The organism is Streptomyces sp. NPDC059373 (assembly GCF_042751495.1).
Lineage (GTDB): Bacteria > Actinomycetota > Actinomycetes > Streptomycetales > Streptomycetaceae > Actinacidiphila.
Genome location: NZ_JBHYXC010000075.1, coordinates 1 through 17913 on the forward strand (window position 1 = coordinate 1; position 17913 = coordinate 17913).

A 17913-nucleotide genomic window follows, 5' to 3' on the forward strand; every position below is an offset into this window, starting at 1 on the left:
CCGGCTGGTACTTTCCCCACCGGCCTCGATGCGATGTGCCGGCCGCGAGCCGATGACCAGGCTTCTCTGACCCCGTCTCGATGCCCCTGACCGAAGCAGCCGGTCCCGCTGCCACCCAGCGTTCGTCATCCGTCGCAGAGCCGGATCAACGAGGCCACCCGGGACGCCGCGCGCCGCGCTGAGTGCGCCCGTCTACTGCCGGAGGTCCGGGAGGAGCTGATCCCGGAAGCGCCGTCTCACAGCATCCGACCGATCCTGGACGCGTGCTCCTTCAGGACGGGCAGGAACTGCTCGTCCATGTCGTCCAGGCTGATGCGGGCGGTGAAGGCACTGACGCTCAGCGCCGCGCGGGTCGCGCCCTGGGCGTCCCTGACGGGGGTGGCCATGGAGCGCATACCGAGCTCCAACTCCTCGTCCGTGAAAGCGACATCCGCAGCGCGGGCCGCCAGGATGCGCCGCCGGATCTCCTCGACGTCGACCACTGACTTCTCCGTACGGGCCTCGGGGCGGCAGCTTGCCAGATACGCGTCCAGCTCGTCGTCCGGCAGCCCCGCGAGCAGGACCCGCCCGGTAGCCGTGCCGCACGCGGGCAGTCGAACGCCGATGCGTACGCCGGCCGACACGATGCGCTGGGTCTCGGCGCGCGCGACGAACACCGAGGCACCGTCCTCCAGGACCGCCAAGGAGACCGATTCGCCCAGGGCCTGACGGGCCGACACCAGGTGGGGCTGGGCGAGGCGAGGGAGCGGATCGGTCCGGGTGTAGGAGCCGCCGAGCCGCATCATGCGCGGGGTCGGCCGGAAGTGTTTGCCGTCGTGGGTGAGATACCCGAGCTCGGTCAGGGTGAGCAGGCAGCGCCGGGCCGTGGCGCGGCTCAGGCCGGTGGCCTGGGCGGCCTCGGAGACCGTGAGCTGCGTGTGCGACTGCCCGAATGTCTCGATCACGGCGAGCCCCTTGGCCAGGCCGGCCATGCCCTCCGGAGCGCGCGGACGTGAACTGTCCGCCTCCGGAGTCTTGACATTAGTTGGCCCACTCAGCTTTTCTGTTCGCGTATTGACCACATGTTCGTTATACGAACAAACGCGGGTGCTGTCAAGCCCTCGCGGAAGGAGGAGCTGTGCTGCCAAGCGCGTGGCCCGACGAACTCACCCGCGTCCCCTACTGGGTCTTCCAGCGGCAGGACATCTACCGAGGCGAGCAGGAGAAGCTCTTCCGGGGCCCCTACTGGAGCTACCTCTGCCTGGAGGCGGAGGTCCCCGAGCCCGGCGACTACCGCACGAGCTTTGTCGGCGACACCCCAGTCATCGTCTCCCGCGACCACGACGGCGAGCTGTACGCCTTCGAGAACCGCTGCGCCCACCGGGGCGCGCTGCTCGCCCTGGACGACCAGGGCAAGGCAACCGATTTCACCTGCGTCTACCACGCCTGGAGCTACAACCTCCAGGGCGACCTGACCGGCGTGGCCTTCAAGGACGGCATCAACGGCCAGGGCGGCATGCCGAAGTACTTCTGCCTGGAGGACCACGGCCCGCGCAAGCTGCGGCTCGCCCTCGTCCACGGCCTGGTCTTCGGCAGCTTCGACGAGGACGTACCGGACATCGAGGAGTACCTCGGCGACGAGATCCTCGGCCGGATCGAGCGGGTCCTCGGCGGCCGCACCCCGGTCGTGCTGGGCCGCTTCACCCAGCTGCTGCCGAACAACTGGAAGCTCTACATGGAGAACGTCAAGGACTCCTACCACGCGAGCATCCTGCATCTGTTCTTCACCACCTTCGGGATCAACCGCCTCGGCCAGCGCGGCGGGATCATCGTCAGTGAGAGCGGCGCCCACCACGTCAGCTACTCCGCCATCGACCGCGAGGCCGAGCAGGACGCGGCGTACGCGCAGCAGAACATCCGCTCCGACAGTGAGTACGCGCTCGCCGACCCGTCGCTCCTGAACGGCTTCAGCGAGGTCGGCGACGACACCACGCTCCAGATCCTCTCGGTCTTCCCCGGCTTCGTCCTCCAGCAGATCCAGAACTCGGTGGCGGTTCGTCAGATCCTTCCGCGCGGGGTGGCCTCGACCCGGCTGAACTGGACGTACCTCGGGTTCGAGGAGGACACCCCCGAGCAGCGCACCGTGCGGCTCAAGCAGGGCAACCTGATCGGCCCGGCCGGCTACATCTCGATGGAGGACGGCTGCGTCGGCGGCTTCGTCCAGCGCGGCATCGAGGGCGCGAGCGACCAGCAGGCGGTGCTGGAGATGGGCGGCGCCTCCGCCGAGTCCAGCGACAGCCGTGTCACCGAAGCGTCGGTCCGGGGCTTCTGGAAGGCGTACCGCGGCGGAATGAACCTGCGACAGGACAAGGACGAGGTCCAGTGACGACAACGACAAATGCCCTCGGGCTCATCAGCCGCGCCCAGGGCGACTACGCCCGCTGCATCGACAACGGCCCTCTCGAGGACTGGCCCGGATTCTTCGAGGAGGACTGCCACTACCGCATCACCACCGCCGACAACCACCGCCAGGGGCTGGACGCGGGAGTGATCTGGGCCGACAACCGGCGCATGCTCGCCGACCGGATCTCCGCTCTGCGCGAGGCCAACATCTACGAGGCGCACACCTACCGGCACCTCCTCGGTCAGCCCGCGATCCTGGAGGAGAACGCGGACGGGGCCCGCAGCGAGACCGGCTTCCTGGTCGTACGGGTGATGCGGGACGGCACGACCGGCATCTTCGTCACCGGCCGCTACCTCGACCGGTACCGCTTCCACGCCGACGGCGGCCCGGTCCTGCTCGCCGAGCGCATCGTGGTGTGCGACAGCCCCGCCATCGACACCCTGCTGGCGCTGCCGCTATGAGCCCCCGCCTCCTGCTGACCATCGGCGACCCCAACGGTGTGGGCCCGGAGATCGCGGTCAGGGCGGCCGAGGCCCTGCTGAGCACGCCCGGCCTGAGACCCGTGCTCGTCGGCGACCCCCTGGTCGTACGGCATTACGCGCACCGGGCCGGCCTGCGCGTCCGCGAGACCGACGGCACCGAAGAGCCCGAGCCCGGCGTGGTGGACCTGCTGCCCGTACCGTCCCTGCCGCCCGAGGCGTTCCGCCCCGGGGAGGTGCGGCCCGAGGCGGGCGTGGCGACCATCGCCTATCTCGCCGCCGCGGTCCGTGCCGTGGGGGAAGGCCGGGGGCGGGGCATCGTCGGCTGCCCGCACTCGGAGACGGCCGTCAACGACGCCGGGATCCCCTTCCGTGGCTACCCGGCGCTGCTGGCCGAGCTGAGCGGCACCGACCCCGATCGGGTGTTCCTGATGCTGGTGGGCGGGGGTCTGCGGATCGTCCACGCCACGCTGCACGAACGGCTGGGGGACGCCGTCTCCCGGCTGACGCCGGAGCTGGTGGAGCAAGCTGGTCTGGCGGCCGCCGGGTTCCTGTCCTCGGCCGGCGTCGGCGCGCCCCGCATCGGGGTGTTCGGGATCAACCCGCACGCCGGTGAGGACGGCCTGTTCGGGGACGACGACCAGCGGATCACCGCGCCCGCCGTGGCACGGCTGCGGGACGCCGGCATCGACGCCCACGGCCCGGTCGGCGCCGACGTCCTGCTCGGCGGCCGGGACCGCGCCGGGCGGCACGACGCCTATGTGGCGATGTACCACGACCAGGGCCACATCCCCGTGAAGCTGCTCGCCGGCCGCAGCGCCTGCGCCCTGACGGTCGGAGCGGGCCTGGCCTTCTCCAGCGTCGGCCACGGCACCGCCTTCGACATCGCCGGCCGCGGAGTCGCCGACCCGGCGGCGGTGATCCGGGCGCTGCGCGTCCTCGGCTCGGCGACCGGCGACCCCCGGCCGACACTCAACCTCGTGGAGCAGTCCTGATGACGACCTATCAGGTGACCGTCGCGGACACCGGCATCGGCTTCCCCTGCGAAGCGGACCAGACCGTACTGGAGGCCGCCGAGAGTGCCGGGTACACGATCCCGTACTCCTGCCGCAAAGGCGTCTGCTCGACCTGCGAGGGCGGACTGACCTCCGGCCGGGCCGAGATACGCGGCCGGGGCCCGGTGGAGGGACCGGCCGACGGAGTGCTGCTGTGCCGGACGCGCCCCCGCTCGGACCTCGCGATCGCGCCCACCAGCATCTCCGAGCGCGGCCGGCGGCCCGCCCGCAGGACGCTGACGGTCAAGGTCCACCGCATCACCCGGCCGACCCCCGACGTCGTGGTGCTGCAGCTGCGACTGCCCACCGGACAGCGCGCCGCGTTCACCGCCGGCCAGTACCTCAAGGTGCTGCTGCCGGACGGCGACAGCCGCAACTACTCCATGGCCAACCCGCCGCATCAGAACGACAGCGTGCAGCTGCACATCCGCGTCGTCCCCGGCGGCCGGTTCTCCGACGGCATCCTGCCAGGGCTGGACAAGGGCGACCCCCTGACGGTGGAACTGCCGTACGGCGAGTTCTCGCTCGGCACGGAGTCCTATCGGCCCGCCGTGCTGCTGGCCACCGGAACGGGCTTCGCCCCGGTCAAGTCCATGGTCGAGGACCAGCTCAGGCGCCGCGCCGACCGGCCCCTGCACCTGTACTGGGGCGTCCGCCGCGAGGAGGACCTCTATCTGCGCGACCTGGCCGCCGGATGGGCGGCGCGGGCCCCGTGGTTCGGCTTCACCCCTGTGCTGTCGGAGCCGGGCCCCGGCTGGACGGGCCGTACCGGATGGGTCCACCGGGCCGTACTGGCGGACCACCCCGATCTCGCCGGCCACGAGGTCTACGCCTGCGGCAGCCCGGCGATGACGGCCGCCGCACGGGACGACTTCGTCACGCTGGGCGCCCTCGCGCCCGACAGCTTCCACAGCGACGCCTTCGTGTCCTCCGGCGAGCCCGCGCCGGTGGGCTGAGGAACGCCGCCCATACTTCCCCCGCACTTCTCCGTATCTGCCGAATCGAGCCAATGATGTCTCAACCACCCCTGCAGTCACTGCCCCTGAGACTCCCGGAATTCGTCGACCAGCGACGCGTGAGCCCCTACCAGTACGCCGTCATCACGCTCTGCGGGCTCGTCATGTTCATCGACGGCTTCGACACCCAGGCCATCAGCTACATGGCCCCGCACATCGCCGCGGAATGGGGCCTGACCCAGCAGCTCCTCGGACCGGTCTTCTCCGCGGCGCTGGTCGGCCTCATGATCGGCTATCTCGCCCTGTCACCACTGTCGGACCGGTTCGGGCACAAGCGGGTCATCATCGCCGCCACCGTCGTGTTCGCCGTCACCACCCTGGCGGCCGTCTGGTCGGGCAACGTCGTCGAACTCCTCGCCCTGCGCTTCGTCACCGGCATGGGCCTGGGCGCCGCGGCGCCCAGCGCGGTCGCCCTGACCGGTGAGTTCAGCCCCAAGCGGCTGCGCGCCACCTTCGTCCTCGCCATCTACTGCGGCTTCTCCGTCGGCTTCGTCACAGCGGGCCTGGTCGCGGGATGGCTGATCCCCGGCCACGGCTGGCGCTCGATGCTGTGGGTCGGAGCCGCCACGCCGCTGCTGCTGATCCCGTTCCTCGTCCGCCATCTGCCCGAGTCCCCGGCCTTCATGATCCGCCGGAACGCCGACCCGCTGCGCGTCTACGTGGTCCTGCGCCGGATCGACCCAGGACTGCCCGCGACGCCGCCCGCGGGTACGGCTCCGGTCCTCAGCGCCGAGGGCGGCGACAGCGGCCAACCAACCGCCCTCAGCGGCCTGTTCACGGGCAGGTGGCTGCTGGGCACCGTACTCCTCTGGTTTGTCTTCATGATCAATCTGGCGGAGTTCTACGCCCTCCAGAGCTGGCTCCCCTCGATCATGACAAGCCTCGGCCACCCCATGAGCGTGGTGGTCACCGCGACCACCCTCACCACGGTGGGCGGCATCGCCGCCGCCTTCGTCACCGGCCCCTCCATGGACCGGCTCGGCGCCTACGGGACACTGGGCGCGCTCTACCTGGCCGGCTTCGTCTGCGTCGCCCTGACCGGCGCCGCCTTTCACGCCCCGCTGTGGGTCCTGCTGACGGCCAATTTCCTTGCCGGCTGCTGCGTCAGCGGCGGCCAGAAGAGCCTGATCGCCCTCGCAGCGGTCTTCTATCCGGCCCCGATACGGTCCACCGGCGTCGGCTGGGCCCTGGGCGTCGGACGCGTGGGCGGCATCCTCGGGCCGATCGTGGTCGGCGCGGCCCTCGCCCGGCACTGGTCGCCGAGCGCGGTCTTCTACGCGATGTCGGTGCCGATGCTCGTGGCCGGCCTCACCGTCCTCGTCCTCGGGCTGCGCTACGGCAGGCGGGCGCAGACCCTCACCGGCCCGGACACCACGGCTGACCCCGTACAGTCAGGCGGCTCCTCGCTCCGCTGAGGAGTCGCTTCTCAGCCCGCCTCCGCCCCGTTCTGGCAGTGCGGGCACCAGACCGTGGTGCACCCGCCGATGCGGTCCCGGCGCAGATGCCCGCCGCAGCGCGGGCACACCGGGTCGGGGTCGTCGCGGTGGCCGGTGAGCCAGGAAGGGCGGTCGGAGACGCGGCCGTCGCGTACGCGGGAGCGCAGAACGCGGCGCATGGTGGCGTGGAGCCGCCGGTAGTCGTCCTGGCCGAGCCGGTTGGCGGGGCGGGCGGGGGAGGTGCGGGCCCGCCAGAGGATCTCGTCGGCGAGGAGATTGCCGAGGCCGGCCAGGACGGACTGGTCCATCAGTACGGTCTTGATACGGCAGGGGCCTTCCCCCAAGGCCGGGTAGTTAGCGTTTTCGCAGGTCATGCAAGGGGAGTTGAGGTCCGTGTTGTGGCGGCGTAGAGGCCGGGGCCGATCGTGTGGATGAGTCCGGTCTCGGCCCATCGGGAGAGCTGTCTGTACATGGTGTGCAGGGTGACTGGCTTCGTCGGTGGTAACGGACACCGCTTGTCGACGAGTTCGGGCTCTGGTCCACTTCGTGTGGTCGCGTACACAGGGTGACTGTTGGTCTTCGCCCAATGGTGGTTTTAGTCGTCGTGGGCGGTCAGCGCGCACATGACTGGCTGGCCGCGCATGAACCTGGCTCCCCTCATCAGCCCTCTTGGAATCGATCATCTAGGCTGGCGCGGTGGCTGATGAGCAGGAGCGGGTGCAGCCGTCGGGAGTGTGGGCCACGGCGGTGGGGGTGGCCAGGGTGCGGGCGTTGGAGACCGAGCGGGAGAGCGCGCTGTTCCGCGACCCACTGGCACAGGCCTTCGCCACCGCAGGAGGCCTGTGGCCCTCCTCGCCGCCGCTGCCCGATGACGAGGCCGCGCGACGCCGCCGGCTGGCCGTGTCGTTCTCCATCGTCATCAGGACGAAGTTCCTCGACGACCTGTTGCAGCAGGCCTCCGCGTCCGGGGTCCGGCAGGTCGTGCTGCTCGGCGCCGGCATGGACAGCCGGGCCTTCCGGATGGACTGGCCCGAGGGCACCCGGCTGTTCGAGGTCGACACCGCCGCGCCACTGGACTTCAAGGCTTCGGTGCTGCGCCAGGAGCGGGCCGTCGCGTGCTGCGAGCGGATCACCGTCGCGGTGGATCTGCGTGAGGACTGGCCAGGCGCGCTGGCCGCCGCAGGGCACGACCCGGCCGTGCCGACCGCGTGGATCGCCGAAGGACTATTGATCTATCTGCCCGGGGACGCGGTGGAGGTGCTGCTGGCCCGGATCAGCACGCAGTCGGCGGCAGGCAGTCGGATGGGGCTGACATTGGGCTCGCGCGGCGTGATCGAGCGCTTCGGCGCGGACGCCGCGCCGGGATCGGCGGCGTCCATGTGGGTCTCGGAGATGCCCGACGATCCGGTGGGCTGGCTGGCCGGGCACGGCTGGGAGGCCGCCAGCCACACCCTGCGCGAGCGCGCTGCCGCCTACGGCCGCCCGATCAGCACCCCGCCGCAGCGCGAGGAGCGGCCCGGCGGCCTGATCTCGGCGGTCCGCCGGTAGAGCGCCTCCCGGTTCCCTAGATGATCGATTCCAAGAGGCCTGATGAGTGGAGCCAGGTTCATTCGCGGCCAGCCAGTCATGCGCGCACTGACCGCCTACGACCACTAAAGTTCGCCCGAAAATCGCCTGGCTGGATGGTGGTGTGGTCGACAGTCCTTCGCCGTGAACGAAGTGCTGCCGCAGTTGAACGAGCTGCTGTTTTCCTCGGTCGAGGGTGTGTTGGTGGAATCGGTCGAGGTGATCGACACGGTCGTCCGGGTCGAGGCCCGTACGACTGGTGTGGGAGGCGGGGACTGGGGTGCGCCCCTATGAACGCCGCTGATCTTGACTACCGGACCCGGGCACTCTCCGGCTGCATTCCTCCCCACCTGGTCTGCCGGCTTCGCGAGCTCTGTGATGCCGGGGAGGTGGAGTTCCAGGCCGGCTGCGGGGAGTGGTTCTGCGCGCGAGAGCGGGCAGGGCTGCTCGGCGTGGAGAATGGGCAAGCCGAGGCGATGGCCGAGCTGTTGGAGGGGTGGGGGCGGGTCGTAGAAGCGGTTTCGCTGGCTCGCCCGCACGCAATGGCCGGAGGCCGACTGGCGCTGGAGTGCTTCGCTCGCCTGCTCGCTCGGAACGGTCAAGCGAATGACGGCTCTGGTCGAGTGCGGCACCCATGCCGTGCTGGATGCGGAACCGGCCCGACTGCTGGGTTGGTGAACCCACCCTCGCGGCCTGTCTACTCCGCTCCACCGGGGCCGGCCATGCTGATCCTGGCCGACCGGGAATTCCTCGGGGTGCTGTTGTGGAGAGCGTTCACCGCCACCGGCGCCCAGCTGCTGTGGCGGGTGTCGGCCAACCGGGTCCTGCCCGTGCAGGAACTCCTTTCGCGACGGCTGCTGGCTGAGCCTCCTGCACGCCGGCACCGACAGCAAGAAACGCGATCCGGTGCGTGTGCTCGCCCACCAACTGCACGACGGCGGACCTGTCGCCCTCAGGCACGCACGTGTGGGCCGCGGTCTCCTTCCGCTGTGATGTGAGCTGCGATCCGGGCGAAGTTGGCGGCGGATCGGGGTGCGTCCTCGCGGTGGACGACGGCCACATCGCAGTCGGCCATGCCCTCGATGGGTATATAGCGGACGCCCTGCCGGCCGTAGAGGCGGGCTACGGATTCGGGGACCACGGAGAGGCCGCGGCCGATGGCCACGGACTGCAGCTCGGCCTCGAAGGTGGCCGCTTCGTGGGTGATGTTCGCCGGGGTGCTGCGGTAGGAGGCGAGGATCCAGTAGTCGCGCCAGGCGTTGTCGCCGGGCGCCGCGACGATGGGCTCGGTCAAGAGCTGTCCGACGGTCACCCGGGGCAGTGCCGCGAAGGGGTGCAGCGCGGACACGCAGGCCACGCATCGCTCGCTGAGCAGGGTGGTGGTCACCGTGTCCGTCACTCCGTCCAGCGGCGGCCGGACCAGGGCGACGTCGGTATCCCCGCTGTCCAGACCGCCGTTGGGGGAGGCGAAGTCGTACTCGGTGAGTTCAAGGGTGACGTCGGGGTATTGGTCGGCGAATGCCCGCAGGATCGCGGGTACGTGATCGACGGCGGCCCCGATCAGGTAGCCGACGCGCAGCCGGCCGAGTTCTCCGCGTGCCATCCGTGAGGACTGCTCCATCGCCGCGTCGAAGCGTTCGAGTACGGCCTGCGCTTCGACGAGGAAACGCTCGCCGTTCGGCGTGAGGGCGGTGGAACGGGTCGTCCGGGCGAAGAGCCGGAAGCCGAGCCCCGTCTCCAGCTGGCGGATCGTGTGGCTCAGCGAGGGTTGCGCGATATGCAGCTGCTCAGCGGCCCGTGTGAAGTTCGCCGTCCGGGCGACAGCGACGAACGCGCGCAGGTGCCGGAACTCGACATTCATAGACGCCATCTATGAAGTATACGGAATTCGGTCTTTCACATGAGCCCAGCCCGGCTCCTAGCCTGCTGAGACACAGTTCACACCGCGAGACGGAGATACCGTGACAGACACCCTCATCCACCAGGCACAGGCCCACGCCCGGGGCCGGGAGGTCCTGCTGCACGAGCCGACGGGCGGCGATCCGGGCAAGATCACGCTCGTGAAGGCGCGCGGCTCGCTGGTGTGGGACGAGGCGGGCAGGCAGTACATCGACTGCACCGCGCAGGCATGGTCGAACAACCTCGGCGCCAATGACCCGCGCGTCATCGAGGCAGCGATCGAGCAGACCCGGCAGATCACCCATGCCCGGCCGACGTTCCACACTCCCGCCCTGCTGCAGCTCGCCGAACTGCTCGTATCGATAGCCCCCGAGGGCCTGGACCGCGTCGGCTTCACGCTGCACGGCTCGATGGCGGTGGAGATGGCGCTCAAGCTCGCCCTGCGCAACCGCCCGGACGCCCGGCACGTGGCCGTCCTGCACGACGCCTACCACGGCCGCTCGATCACCACCATGGCGGCAAGCTGGCCGCACCCGGGCAACGTCTTCGGAGTGCTCCAGCCGCAGTTCCTCCGGCTCCCGCGGCCGGATCTCTACCGTCCGCGCCCCGGTCTGACCGCGGACCAGGACACCGAACTGTCGCTCCAGATCGTCCGCGACATCCTCACCAAGGGCACCGAAGGCCCCGTCGCCGCGCTGATCTACGAGCCCATCCAGGGCAACGGCGGCCACAACGGCTTCTCGGAGCGCTGGCACCGCGGCATCCGCGAGATCTGCGACGAGCTCGGCATCATGCTGATCATCGACGAGGTGCAGACCGGCCTCGGCCGCACCGGCCGCATGTGGGCCAGCGACTACTACGGCATCGAGCCGGACGTCCTCGTCTTCGGCAAGGGCATCGGCGGAGGCTTCCCGCTCGCCGGAGTACTGGCCAAGAACCGCTTCGCCGCCTTCCTTCCCGGCGACGACCAGCTCACCTTCGGCCAGTTCCCGATCTCCATCGCCGCGGGCCTCGCCGCCGTCCGGGCGATCATCGACGACGGCCTGTGCGACCGCGCGGCCGCGCACGGCGAGTACGCCACCGAGCGGCTGCGCGAGATGCAGACCCGTCACCCGCTCATCGGCGACGTACGCTCGCCGGGACTGATGGTGTCGATCGAGCTGGTCCGCGACCGGGTCACCAAGGAGGCGGCCACCACCGAGGCGCATGCCGTGTTCGAGCTCGCCCAGGAGCGCGGCGTCATCTTCGGCGAGAGCCGCTACGCCGGCCTCGGCAACCTGATCAAGGTCAAACCGCCACTCGACATCAGCCGGGACCACCTGGCCACCGCCCTCGACGTCCTGGACGAGGTGCTGACCGAGGTCGAGAAGACCGCCGGGACCACGACGGGAGAGCCGTCATGACTGCTACCGAAGACCCGCCGGAGACAACCAGAGACGCCGACGACCTCGCGGCGCTGGGCTACGGGCAGCAGCTGAACCGGTCGATGAGTTCCTTCACCGCGTTCGCACTCGCCTTCTCGATGGTCTCCATCAACACCGGCATCGTCACTCTGTTCACCGACCCCTTCTCACGCGTCGGCGGCGCCGCGGTCCTGCTGTGGCTGCTCGTCCTGCCCATGGTGCTCACCCTGGTCGCGGTCTACGCCCACCTGTCCGGGCGGATGCCGATCACCGGCTACGCCTACCAGTGGTCCAGCCGCCTGGTGGGGCCGCACTTCGGCTGGTTCACCGGCTGGATCGCGCTGGTCTCCTTCCTCGCGGGCACCGCCGGGACCGCCGCCGCGGTCGGCACGGTCTTCGCCCCGGAGATCTGGCAGCACCCGACCACTCACCAGATCCAGGCGTTGTCGATCGGCGCCACGCTCGTCGCCGCGGTGCTCAACATCAGCGGGGTCAAGGTCGCGACCCGGATCAACAACATCGGTGCGTCGATCGAACTGATCGGCACGTTCATCCTGGTCCTGGCCCTGGCGGCGGGCGTCCTGGTGTTCTTCAAGCACACCCAGGGGCTGTCGATCCTCACCGACGCCAAGCCGCTGACCGGGAAGCCGGTCACTCTGACGAGCGTCGCACTGGCCGGTCTGCTGCCGGTCTACGTGCTGCTCGGGTGGGAGGGCGCAGCCGACCTCGCCGAGGAGACGGTCGACCCGCGCAGGGCGGCGCCGCGCGCCATGTTCCGCTCGGTCGTCGTTTCCGGGATCATCGGCTTCGTGATCTTCGCACTGCTGGCGATGGCCATGCCGAGCAGTCCGGCGACATTCCTGACGGGGTCGGAGAACCCGGTCCTGAAGCTCATCTCGCAGCAGATCGGGCCGTTCGCCCGGGCGCTGATGATCGTGGTGGCCTTCGCTTCCATCTTCGCCTGTCTCATCGCCAACATGGCGGTCGCCACCCGGATGACCTTCGCACTCTCCCGCGACAACATGCTCCCCGCGTCGCAGGGCCTGCAGAGCGTCGGGCGGCGCAGCAGGGCCCCGATCCCGGCCATCGTCGCCGTCACTGTTGTGGCCGTCGTGCTCAACCTGCTCAACTCCGGGCTGGTGGGCAAGATCTACGCGATGGTCGGGCTCACCTACTACCTGACCTACGCGCTGACGATGATCGCCACGGCAGTGGCCGAACGACGCGGCACCGTTCCCGCGGCTCCCCACGGGGTCTTCGACCTCGGCCGCTGGCTGAACCCCATCGTCGGGTTCGCACTGCTGTGGTGCGGGGTCGTCATCGCCGCGCTCACGTTCCCGGCGGAGAACAACCAGAACGCCGTGACGGTGTCGGTCGTCCTCGCCATCGGCTTCCTGTGGTGGGCGCTAGTCCTGCGGCGCCGCCTGAACGCGGGTGCCGCCGGGCCTCCGGGCACATCCCGGACGCTCCAAGGCGCGAGCACGCGCAAGAACGCCGTAGCGGAAACCGGGCCACTCGCCTCGGAGATGAGCACGCAACCGTCCGAGGAGAACGCCACTCCACCGTGGACTCACTGAGCGGAGCCATGCGCTCCGGGTGCGTAGGTGACGACGGTCCTTGTGCATCCGGGGTGCTGATCCACACCCCACCGTGCATCCGGAAGCCCGGGCACCCTTGAAGACGCGACAGCGGATCAGGACGTGCACGGTGAGGACCCGATGAGCCCCACCATGACGATCGACCAGTCCACCCACTTCCCGTACGCCGACGAGGTTGTCGCCGACTGGCCGCACCGCTAACTGGAGCACACTGAAGTCGATGCCCGCACCGCCGTCTGCGTCATGCTCCACGACGCCACGTGCAACATCCCGCTCCTGCACCTGACCCTCACGCTGCCAGTCGGCTGTGTGGGAGCGACGGGCTCGCGCCGCCCCACGATTACCGCCTGGACGCGCCGCGGGAGACCGGTGATGGGGTGCGGCAGGCAGGCGTGCTCGATGTCGGGTGTCGATCTTCTGTGTAGTTACGACAGCATGATGGCGTTGACCTTCTGTGCTTAGAAGGTAATAAGCGAGTCTTCTACCGTTTTGCCTGCTGGCTTGGGTCAGGCTCGCTGGTCGGCGGGAACCGGCTCGGATGACGGCAGCCACTCCCGCCTGATCAGCCCGTAGACCCACGAGTCAGAGACCTCGCCGTTGACGACGCAGTCTTCCCGCAACGTCCCTTCACGCACGAAGCCGAGCTTCTCCAGCACGCGGGCAGATGCCACGTTGCGCGTATCGGCCTCAGCCTGGACGCGATTGAGGTCCAGCGTGTCGAATGCCCACCGCAGCAAAGCGCGCGCGGCCTCGGTCGCGTAGCCGTGGCCCCATGCTGCCTCGTAGTAGCAGTAGCCCAGCGATGCGCTGCGGTAGTCGGGATTCCACCTGTTCAGGCTGCACCAGCCGATGAACGCCCCGTCGGAGACGCGATCCACGGCCAGCCGCGCTCCGGTGCCCTCCTGTGCCATCTGCTGGCAAGTCGTGATGAACTTCTCGGCGCGCGCGCGTTCGCTCCACGGTGGCGCGTCCCAGTAGCGCAGCACGTAGGCGCTGCTGTGCAGCGCGAACAGGTCGTTCGCATCCGCGTCTTCGAAGGCACGTAGTCGAAGGCGGGCGGTGTGCAACGAGGGGGTGGGCAGCGACATGCTCAGTTCCTCCCGTGATCGGTTGCCGCTCAATCGGACATCCGACGCGGGTTGCTCGCAATGGGTTTTCTCGGCGGGCCGGCAGAACGACGTGTCCGCTCATCGGCACGACCGGGCGTCTCGTGAGTGTGATGCCGAGACTGAGAGCGAGTCTTCTGCCGTTTTGCCAGTTGGCTTGTGTCAGGAGCGCTGGTCGGTGGGAGCGGTGCGTGCCTGGGGGCGGGGTTGTTGGAACAATCCGGGTTCGGTCTCGTCGAGGAATCCGAGGCTGACCAGGCGTTTGAGTTTCACACGGGTGCCTTCGACGTGTTTCGGCATCAGCGGCAGGTCCAGCGCCTGGCACAGGTCGCGGGCGCGTAACGGCCGTTGTTCGTGGTCGAATACGCCCATGATCTGCTGGTAGGCCGCGCCGTCCGGCAGGGCCGGGGCCGGCTGCTCGAGTTCGAGGCTGGCGGCCATCGCGTGGATGGTCTTGGCCGTGACCTGCAGTGCTTCGCGTTCGGCCTCCGCCTCGCGCAGACGGGCTTCGAGTTCGCCGATCCGTTCAGTCAGTTCGCGTTCGCACAGCTCGATTCCGTCCAGGAGTTGCTGGATGACAGTGTGGGTCATCACACCTCCCGCCATCGGGCGGGCGTGCCGGCGAGCCTGCGCAGTATCCGCCCGGCAGAGGCCCAGTAGATCCTGGATTCCGAACTGGACGGGGCATGCTCGTAGTCACGCGCGAGGCGTCGCTCCAGCATGTTCAGGCCGTTGGTCTGCTCGACGCGCCACCGGATGGGCTCGGGGACGAACCCGGTGCGTGTCGGGTTGCGCTCCACGATCTCGACGTCGATGCCGAGTTTCGCGCCGCGCTCGACCACGCTGGTCTTGAACCCCTGGTCCACCAGCGCCTTGCTGACGGTGCCCGTGGTCGCGGCGACCTTGTTCAGCAGCGCGGTGCCGATCGTTGTCGTGCACTGAGGCCGCGACGATCACCACCGCGATGACCAGCCCTATCACGTCCACGGCCAGCCCGCGCCGCCGTCCCGGGGTCTTCTTCGCCGCATCCAGGCCCGTGGTGGACTTCGGCACCCCGGCCGCCGCGCGTACCGTCTGCGAGTCGAGCACCACCAGGGAAGGATCCGCCGTGCGCCCGGCCTTCTCGCGCAGCATCATCCGCAGCACCTCGTTGATCCGCTTGTCGAGGCCGTCGCGCTTCCAGACGTCGAAGTAGTAGCGCACCGCGCCGGTCGGCGGCAGGTCGTGGGGAAGCAGTTCCCACGGGCAGCCAGTCCGGTTCTGGTACCGCAGCGCGTTGACGATCTCGCGCATCTCGTAGCGTCCCTGATGGCCGGAGACCGATGGATGCCGTGCCTTCCATGCCGCGATCAGCGGCTCGATCACGACCCACTCCGACTCGGTCAGGTCGGTCTTGTACGGCTTGCGCTCGCCCACCGCCCCAGCGCACCACGACCGAGCCCGCCGACGAGCCGAAACCCACCAATCCCACACGAACTGACTTAGCCAAAACGGTAGAAGACTCGCTTATCGCCCTCTCAGACGGGAAGTTCGGTGATACTGAGGGCGAAGTCCAAGTTACCCACCCCGTGGTTGGCGAGGCCCACCGAGACCACGCCCGCTCCTTCCAGCCAGTGCGCCATTTTCAGGCCGCCGACGTCCAGCGGGCGCAGCCCGAGGGTCTCGATGAACGCCTCCACACTTGCCTTGGCCTGCGCATTATCGCCAGCGATGAAGACGTCGGGCCGACCCTTCTCCAGGACATGGCGGAAGATGGTGTTGAACGCCTTCACCACGCTGGCGCTTGCCGGGGCGGCCTTGGCGACTTCCTGCGCGATCGAGGTCTCCTCGCGGTGGGCTAGCCCGTCGAACGTGGAGTTGAAGGGATTGCTGATGTCGACGATGACCTTGCCGGCGAGAGCGTCTCCGTACTGGGCGACGACCGGCACGACGCCGTCGTACAGCAGGGCCACGATGACGATGTCCCCGGCCGGGGCGGTGCCCCATTCTCCCGTCGTGGCGCCGCCGCCGAGAGCCTTGGCCAGGTCAGCGGCTTTGGACTGATCGCGGCCCATGACCTCGACGGTGTTGCCGCCCGTTATCGCCCGCGCGCCGATGGTGCGGGCCATGTTCCCGGTGCCGATGATGCTGATGTTGCTCATGAGATGTCCTGCCCTGGTTGTGGTTGTTCGGTTCAGATGGCGGTGGTGCCGCCGTCGGCGACGAGTTCCATGCCGTTGACGTAGCTGGAGTCGTCGGAGGCGAGGAAGAGGGCGGCGGTGGCGATTTCGTCGGGGCGGCCCATCTGGCCGCGGGGGATGAGGGACTCGAACTGGCGCTTGGTGGCCTCGTCGAAGAGTTCTTCCTGCTTGGCGGTGGCGACCTGGCCGGGGGTCAGGACGTTGACGCGGATGCGGCGGTCCTTGAGCTCGTTGAGCCAGACGCGGGCCCAGGCCTGTTGGACGGCCTTGCTGCCGGCGTAGACGCTCCAGCCGGGGAAGGCGCCGAGGGAGGCGTTGGAGCCGGTCATGAGGATGGAACCGCCGTCGTTGAAGAGCGGGAGGGCCTTCTGGACGGTGAACAGGGTGCCGCGGGCGTTGAGGTAGAACGCGGCGTCGAAGTGGGCCTCGGTGATCTCGCCGAGGGGGGCGGGCTCGCCCCCTCCGGCGCTGGCCCACAGCACGTCGAGGCTTCCCTTCTCCCGCTTGACGGTGTCGTACAGGCGGTCCAGGTCATCCAGGTCGGCGGCGTCGCCTTGGACGCCGGTGACGTTGCGGCCGATCCGCTTCACGGCCTCGTCCAGGGCGTCCTGGCGGCGGCCGGTGATGAAGACGTGCGCTCCCTCGTCGACGAACAGCTTCGCGCCGGCCAGCGCCATGCCGGTGGTGCCGCCGGTGATGACCGCGACCTTGCCGTCAAGCTTTCCCATAGTCGTTCCCTTGAGTCGGTGGTGCGGTGTGTACCTGGGGCGACAGCATTATGTACACCGCCCTGTGTGCTTACGGTACTGGGCGGGCGGCCTGGACGCAAACTATGTACACCGGTCGTTACCTAGCTGCGGTACGATGGAGCCATGACGGAGTTGGAGAAGGGCCCCACGGGCCGCCGCCGCGGCCGGGGCGCCCGCGAGCGCATCATCAGCGCGTCCCAGCAACTGTTCCGCGAGCAGGGCATCAACCGCACCGGCATGGACCAGCTTTGCGCGGCGGCCCAGGTGTCCAAGCGCACGGCCTACCAGCACTTCACCGGCAAGGACGAACTCGTCGCCGAGTACCTGCGCCGGTTCGACCCCTCCGTTCTGTCCGGCGTGTTCGACCGCACCGACCTCACGCCCCGCGAACGGCTCCTCGCCGCCTTCGACATCCCCCCCACCACCCCCCTGTGCCCCTACATCGCCGCCGCCGTCGAACTTCACGACCCCCAGCACCCCGCATCCCAGTACGCGCGCGACTACAAGGAAGCCGTCGCCGCGCGACTCGCCGACACCGCCCGCGAAGCCGGCGCCGCCGACCCTGAACAACTCGGCGAGCAGCTCGCGCTGCTCATCGACGGCGCCGCGGCCCGCACCCGGGTCCTCAACGCCGACGCCTTCCCCACCGCCGCCGCCATCGCCGCCGTCCTCATCGACAACGCCATCCCCGCCACAGCCAGCGATGACCGACGACGGGAGGAAGTGTCGAGTTAACGTGGCACATCGCGGCCGGGCTGGACGCGCTACCGGTCACGCGGCTGCACCGGCTGGCACGCGATACCAGCCGCCCGGCACCTGGCATTGCAGGCTTTTACGGAACTGGCCGCCTCGCCCGCCTGTTGAAGGCCGCAGCAGAAGCCGCCGGGGAGAAGGGCGACCCTCGAAGGTTGCAGGAGTTCGAGGCCGTCGTCTCGGCCCAGGGCGCTGACGCGCCGCCGGTTCGAACAGACGGCTGATCACATACGTCCGTACGGGGTGACGCATGAAGAACTCGTACGCAGCTGGCAGAGGTTCTGAAGATG

The 17913-nt window shown here is 69.2% G+C and carries 17 protein-coding genes and 1 pseudogene; 10 read left to right on the forward strand and 8 right to left on the reverse strand.

Features of this window, described 5'->3' with window-relative positions; all coding sequences use genetic code 11:
* Positions 1 to 236: 236 nt before the first annotated feature.
* Positions 237 to 971, reverse strand: coding sequence for an IclR family transcriptional regulator domain-containing protein (locus tag ACFXJ5_RS40160; RefSeq protein ID WP_384643141.1), 735 nt, complete (start codon positions 969 to 971; stop codon positions 237 to 239).
* Positions 972 to 1117: 146 nt separating this feature from the next.
* Between ACFXJ5_RS40160 and ACFXJ5_RS40165 the strand changes: the two genes are divergently transcribed.
* From ACFXJ5_RS40165 to ACFXJ5_RS40185, 5 genes are all read left to right on the forward strand, one after another.
* Positions 1118 to 2365 (forward strand): aromatic ring-hydroxylating dioxygenase subunit alpha, encoded by a 1248-nt coding sequence (locus ACFXJ5_RS40165; RefSeq protein WP_384643144.1) that lies wholly within the window; start codon positions 1118 to 1120, stop codon positions 2363 to 2365.
* Positions 2362 to 2844: an aromatic-ring-hydroxylating dioxygenase subunit beta gene (locus ACFXJ5_RS40170; protein ID WP_384643147.1), complete on the forward strand. Its 483-nt coding sequence runs from the start codon at positions 2362 to 2364 to the stop codon at positions 2842 to 2844. Before ACFXJ5_RS40165 ends, ACFXJ5_RS40170 begins: the two co-directional genes overlap by 4 nt.
* Positions 2841 to 3857 carry a PdxA family protein gene (locus tag ACFXJ5_RS40175; RefSeq protein ID WP_384643150.1) on the forward strand — a complete coding sequence of 339 codons (1017 nt, stop codon included), beginning with the start codon at positions 2841 to 2843 and terminating at the stop codon, positions 3855 to 3857. The genes ACFXJ5_RS40170 and ACFXJ5_RS40175 overlap by 4 nt, the downstream gene beginning before the upstream one ends.
* Positions 3857 to 4873, forward strand: a complete 1017-nt coding sequence (locus ACFXJ5_RS40180; RefSeq protein ID WP_384643153.1) for a 2Fe-2S iron-sulfur cluster-binding protein — start codon at positions 3857 to 3859, stop codon at positions 4871 to 4873. The genes ACFXJ5_RS40175 and ACFXJ5_RS40180 overlap by 1 nt, the downstream gene beginning before the upstream one ends.
* Before the next feature lie 119 nt (positions 4874 to 4992).
* On the forward strand, positions 4993 to 6348 hold the full coding sequence (locus ACFXJ5_RS40185) for an MFS transporter (protein WP_384643156.1): 1356 nt from the start codon (positions 4993 to 4995) through the stop codon (positions 6346 to 6348).
* Positions 6349 to 6359: 11 nt separating this feature from the next.
* Here the strand turns inward: ACFXJ5_RS40185 and ACFXJ5_RS40190 are convergent, their stop codons facing one another.
* The gene (locus ACFXJ5_RS40190) at positions 6360 to 6743 is read right to left on the reverse strand and encodes a zinc finger domain-containing protein (RefSeq protein WP_384643159.1); all 384 of its coding nucleotides are present in this window, start codon (positions 6741 to 6743) and stop codon (positions 6360 to 6362) included.
* Positions 6744 to 7101: 358 nt separating this feature from the next.
* Here ACFXJ5_RS40190 and ACFXJ5_RS40195 point away from each other — a divergent pair, with 358 nt between their 5' ends.
* Both ACFXJ5_RS40195 and ACFXJ5_RS40200 read left to right on the forward strand, forming a co-directional pair.
* The gene (locus ACFXJ5_RS40195) at positions 7102 to 7917 is read left to right on the forward strand and encodes a class I SAM-dependent methyltransferase (RefSeq protein WP_384643186.1); all 816 of its coding nucleotides are present in this window, start codon (positions 7102 to 7104) and stop codon (positions 7915 to 7917) included.
* A gap of 162 nt (positions 7918 to 8079) precedes the next feature.
* On the forward strand, positions 8080 to 8229 hold the full coding sequence (locus tag ACFXJ5_RS40200; RefSeq protein ID WP_384643161.1) for a hypothetical protein: 150 nt from the start codon (positions 8080 to 8082) through the stop codon (positions 8227 to 8229).
* 658 nt (positions 8230 to 8887) lie between these two features.
* Here the strand turns inward: ACFXJ5_RS40200 and ACFXJ5_RS40205 are convergent.
* Entirely contained in the window at positions 8888 to 9805 is a 918-nt protein-coding gene (locus tag ACFXJ5_RS40205; RefSeq protein WP_384643164.1) for a LysR family transcriptional regulator, read from the reverse strand.
* Positions 9806 to 9896: 91 nt separating this feature from the next.
* Here ACFXJ5_RS40205 and ACFXJ5_RS40210 point away from each other — a divergent pair, with 91 nt between their 5' ends.
* Entirely contained in the window at positions 9897 to 11237 is a 1341-nt protein-coding gene (locus tag ACFXJ5_RS40210) for an aspartate aminotransferase family protein (RefSeq protein WP_384643167.1), read from the forward strand.
* Positions 11234 to 12814, forward strand: coding sequence for an amino acid permease (locus tag ACFXJ5_RS40215; protein WP_384643170.1), 1581 nt, complete (start codon positions 11234 to 11236; stop codon positions 12812 to 12814). The genes ACFXJ5_RS40210 and ACFXJ5_RS40215 overlap by 4 nt, the downstream gene beginning before the upstream one ends.
* A 527-nt stretch (positions 12815 to 13341) precedes the next feature.
* On the opposite strand, the gene ACFXJ5_RS40225 is transcribed toward ACFXJ5_RS40215, so the two are convergent.
* From ACFXJ5_RS40225 to ACFXJ5_RS40245, 5 genes and pseudogenes are all read right to left on the reverse strand, one after another.
* Positions 13342 to 13923: a GNAT family N-acetyltransferase gene (locus tag ACFXJ5_RS40225; protein ID WP_384643173.1), complete on the reverse strand. Its 582-nt coding sequence runs from the start codon at positions 13921 to 13923 to the stop codon at positions 13342 to 13344.
* A gap of 180 nt (positions 13924 to 14103) precedes the next feature.
* The gene (locus ACFXJ5_RS40230) at positions 14104 to 14532 is read right to left on the reverse strand and encodes a hypothetical protein (protein ID WP_384643176.1); all 429 of its coding nucleotides are present in this window, start codon (positions 14530 to 14532) and stop codon (positions 14104 to 14106) included.
* Positions 14532 to 15357 (reverse strand): annotated as a pseudogene (locus ACFXJ5_RS40235) (IS5 family transposase). Before ACFXJ5_RS40235 ends, ACFXJ5_RS40230 begins: the two are co-directional and overlap by 1 nt.
* Before the next feature lie 101 nt (positions 15358 to 15458).
* Entirely contained in the window at positions 15459 to 16082 is a 624-nt protein-coding gene (locus tag ACFXJ5_RS40240) for an NADPH-dependent F420 reductase (protein WP_384643179.1), read from the reverse strand.
* Positions 16083 to 16114: 32 nt separating this feature from the next.
* Complete coding sequence (locus tag ACFXJ5_RS40245) at positions 16115 to 16849, reverse strand: SDR family NAD(P)-dependent oxidoreductase (protein WP_384643182.1); 735 nt, start codon at positions 16847 to 16849, stop codon at positions 16115 to 16117.
* Positions 16850 to 16993: 144 nt separating this feature from the next.
* Here ACFXJ5_RS40245 and ACFXJ5_RS40250 point away from each other — a divergent pair, with 144 nt between their 5' ends.
* Positions 16994 to 17605, forward strand: a complete 612-nt coding sequence (locus ACFXJ5_RS40250) for a TetR/AcrR family transcriptional regulator (RefSeq protein WP_030354522.1) — start codon at positions 16994 to 16996, stop codon at positions 17603 to 17605.
* Positions 17606 to 17913 lie beyond the last annotated feature (308 nt).

What these genes read in the sequence shown, in the direction of transcription:
- ACFXJ5_RS40160 (WP_384643141.1), bottom strand. Translation starts at nt 971, where the DNA reads ATGGCCGGCCTGGCCAAGGGGCTCGCCGTGATCGAGACATTCGGGCAG.
- ACFXJ5_RS40175 (WP_384643150.1), top strand. Translation starts at nt 2,841, where the DNA reads ATGAGCCCCCGCCTCCTGCTGACCATCGGCGACCCCAACGGTGTGGGC.
- ACFXJ5_RS40180 (WP_384643153.1), top strand. Translation starts at nt 3,857, where the DNA reads ATGACGACCTATCAGGTGACCGTCGCGGACACCGGCATCGGCTTCCCC.
- ACFXJ5_RS40190 (WP_384643159.1), bottom strand. Translation starts at nt 6,743, where the DNA reads ATGACCTGCGAAAACGCTAACTACCCGGCCTTGGGGGAAGGCCCCTGC.
- ACFXJ5_RS40205 (WP_384643164.1), bottom strand. Translation starts at nt 9,805, where the DNA reads ATGGCGTCTATGAATGTCGAGTTCCGGCACCTGCGCGCGTTCGTCGCT.
- ACFXJ5_RS40215 (WP_384643170.1), top strand. Translation starts at nt 11,234, where the DNA reads ATGACTGCTACCGAAGACCCGCCGGAGACAACCAGAGACGCCGACGAC.
- ACFXJ5_RS40225 (WP_384643173.1), bottom strand. Translation starts at nt 13,923, where the DNA reads ATGTCGCTGCCCACCCCCTCGTTGCACACCGCCCGCCTTCGACTACGT.
- ACFXJ5_RS40230 (WP_384643176.1), bottom strand. Translation starts at nt 14,532, where the DNA reads ATGACCCACACTGTCATCCAGCAACTCCTGGACGGAATCGAGCTGTGC.
- ACFXJ5_RS40240 (WP_384643179.1), bottom strand. Translation starts at nt 16,082, where the DNA reads ATGAGCAACATCAGCATCATCGGCACCGGGAACATGGCCCGCACCATC.
- ACFXJ5_RS40245 (WP_384643182.1), bottom strand. Translation starts at nt 16,849, where the DNA reads ATGGGAAAGCTTGACGGCAAGGTCGCGGTCATCACCGGCGGCACCACC.
- ACFXJ5_RS40250 (WP_030354522.1), top strand. Translation starts at nt 16,994, where the DNA reads ATGACGGAGTTGGAGAAGGGCCCCACGGGCCGCCGCCGCGGCCGGGGC.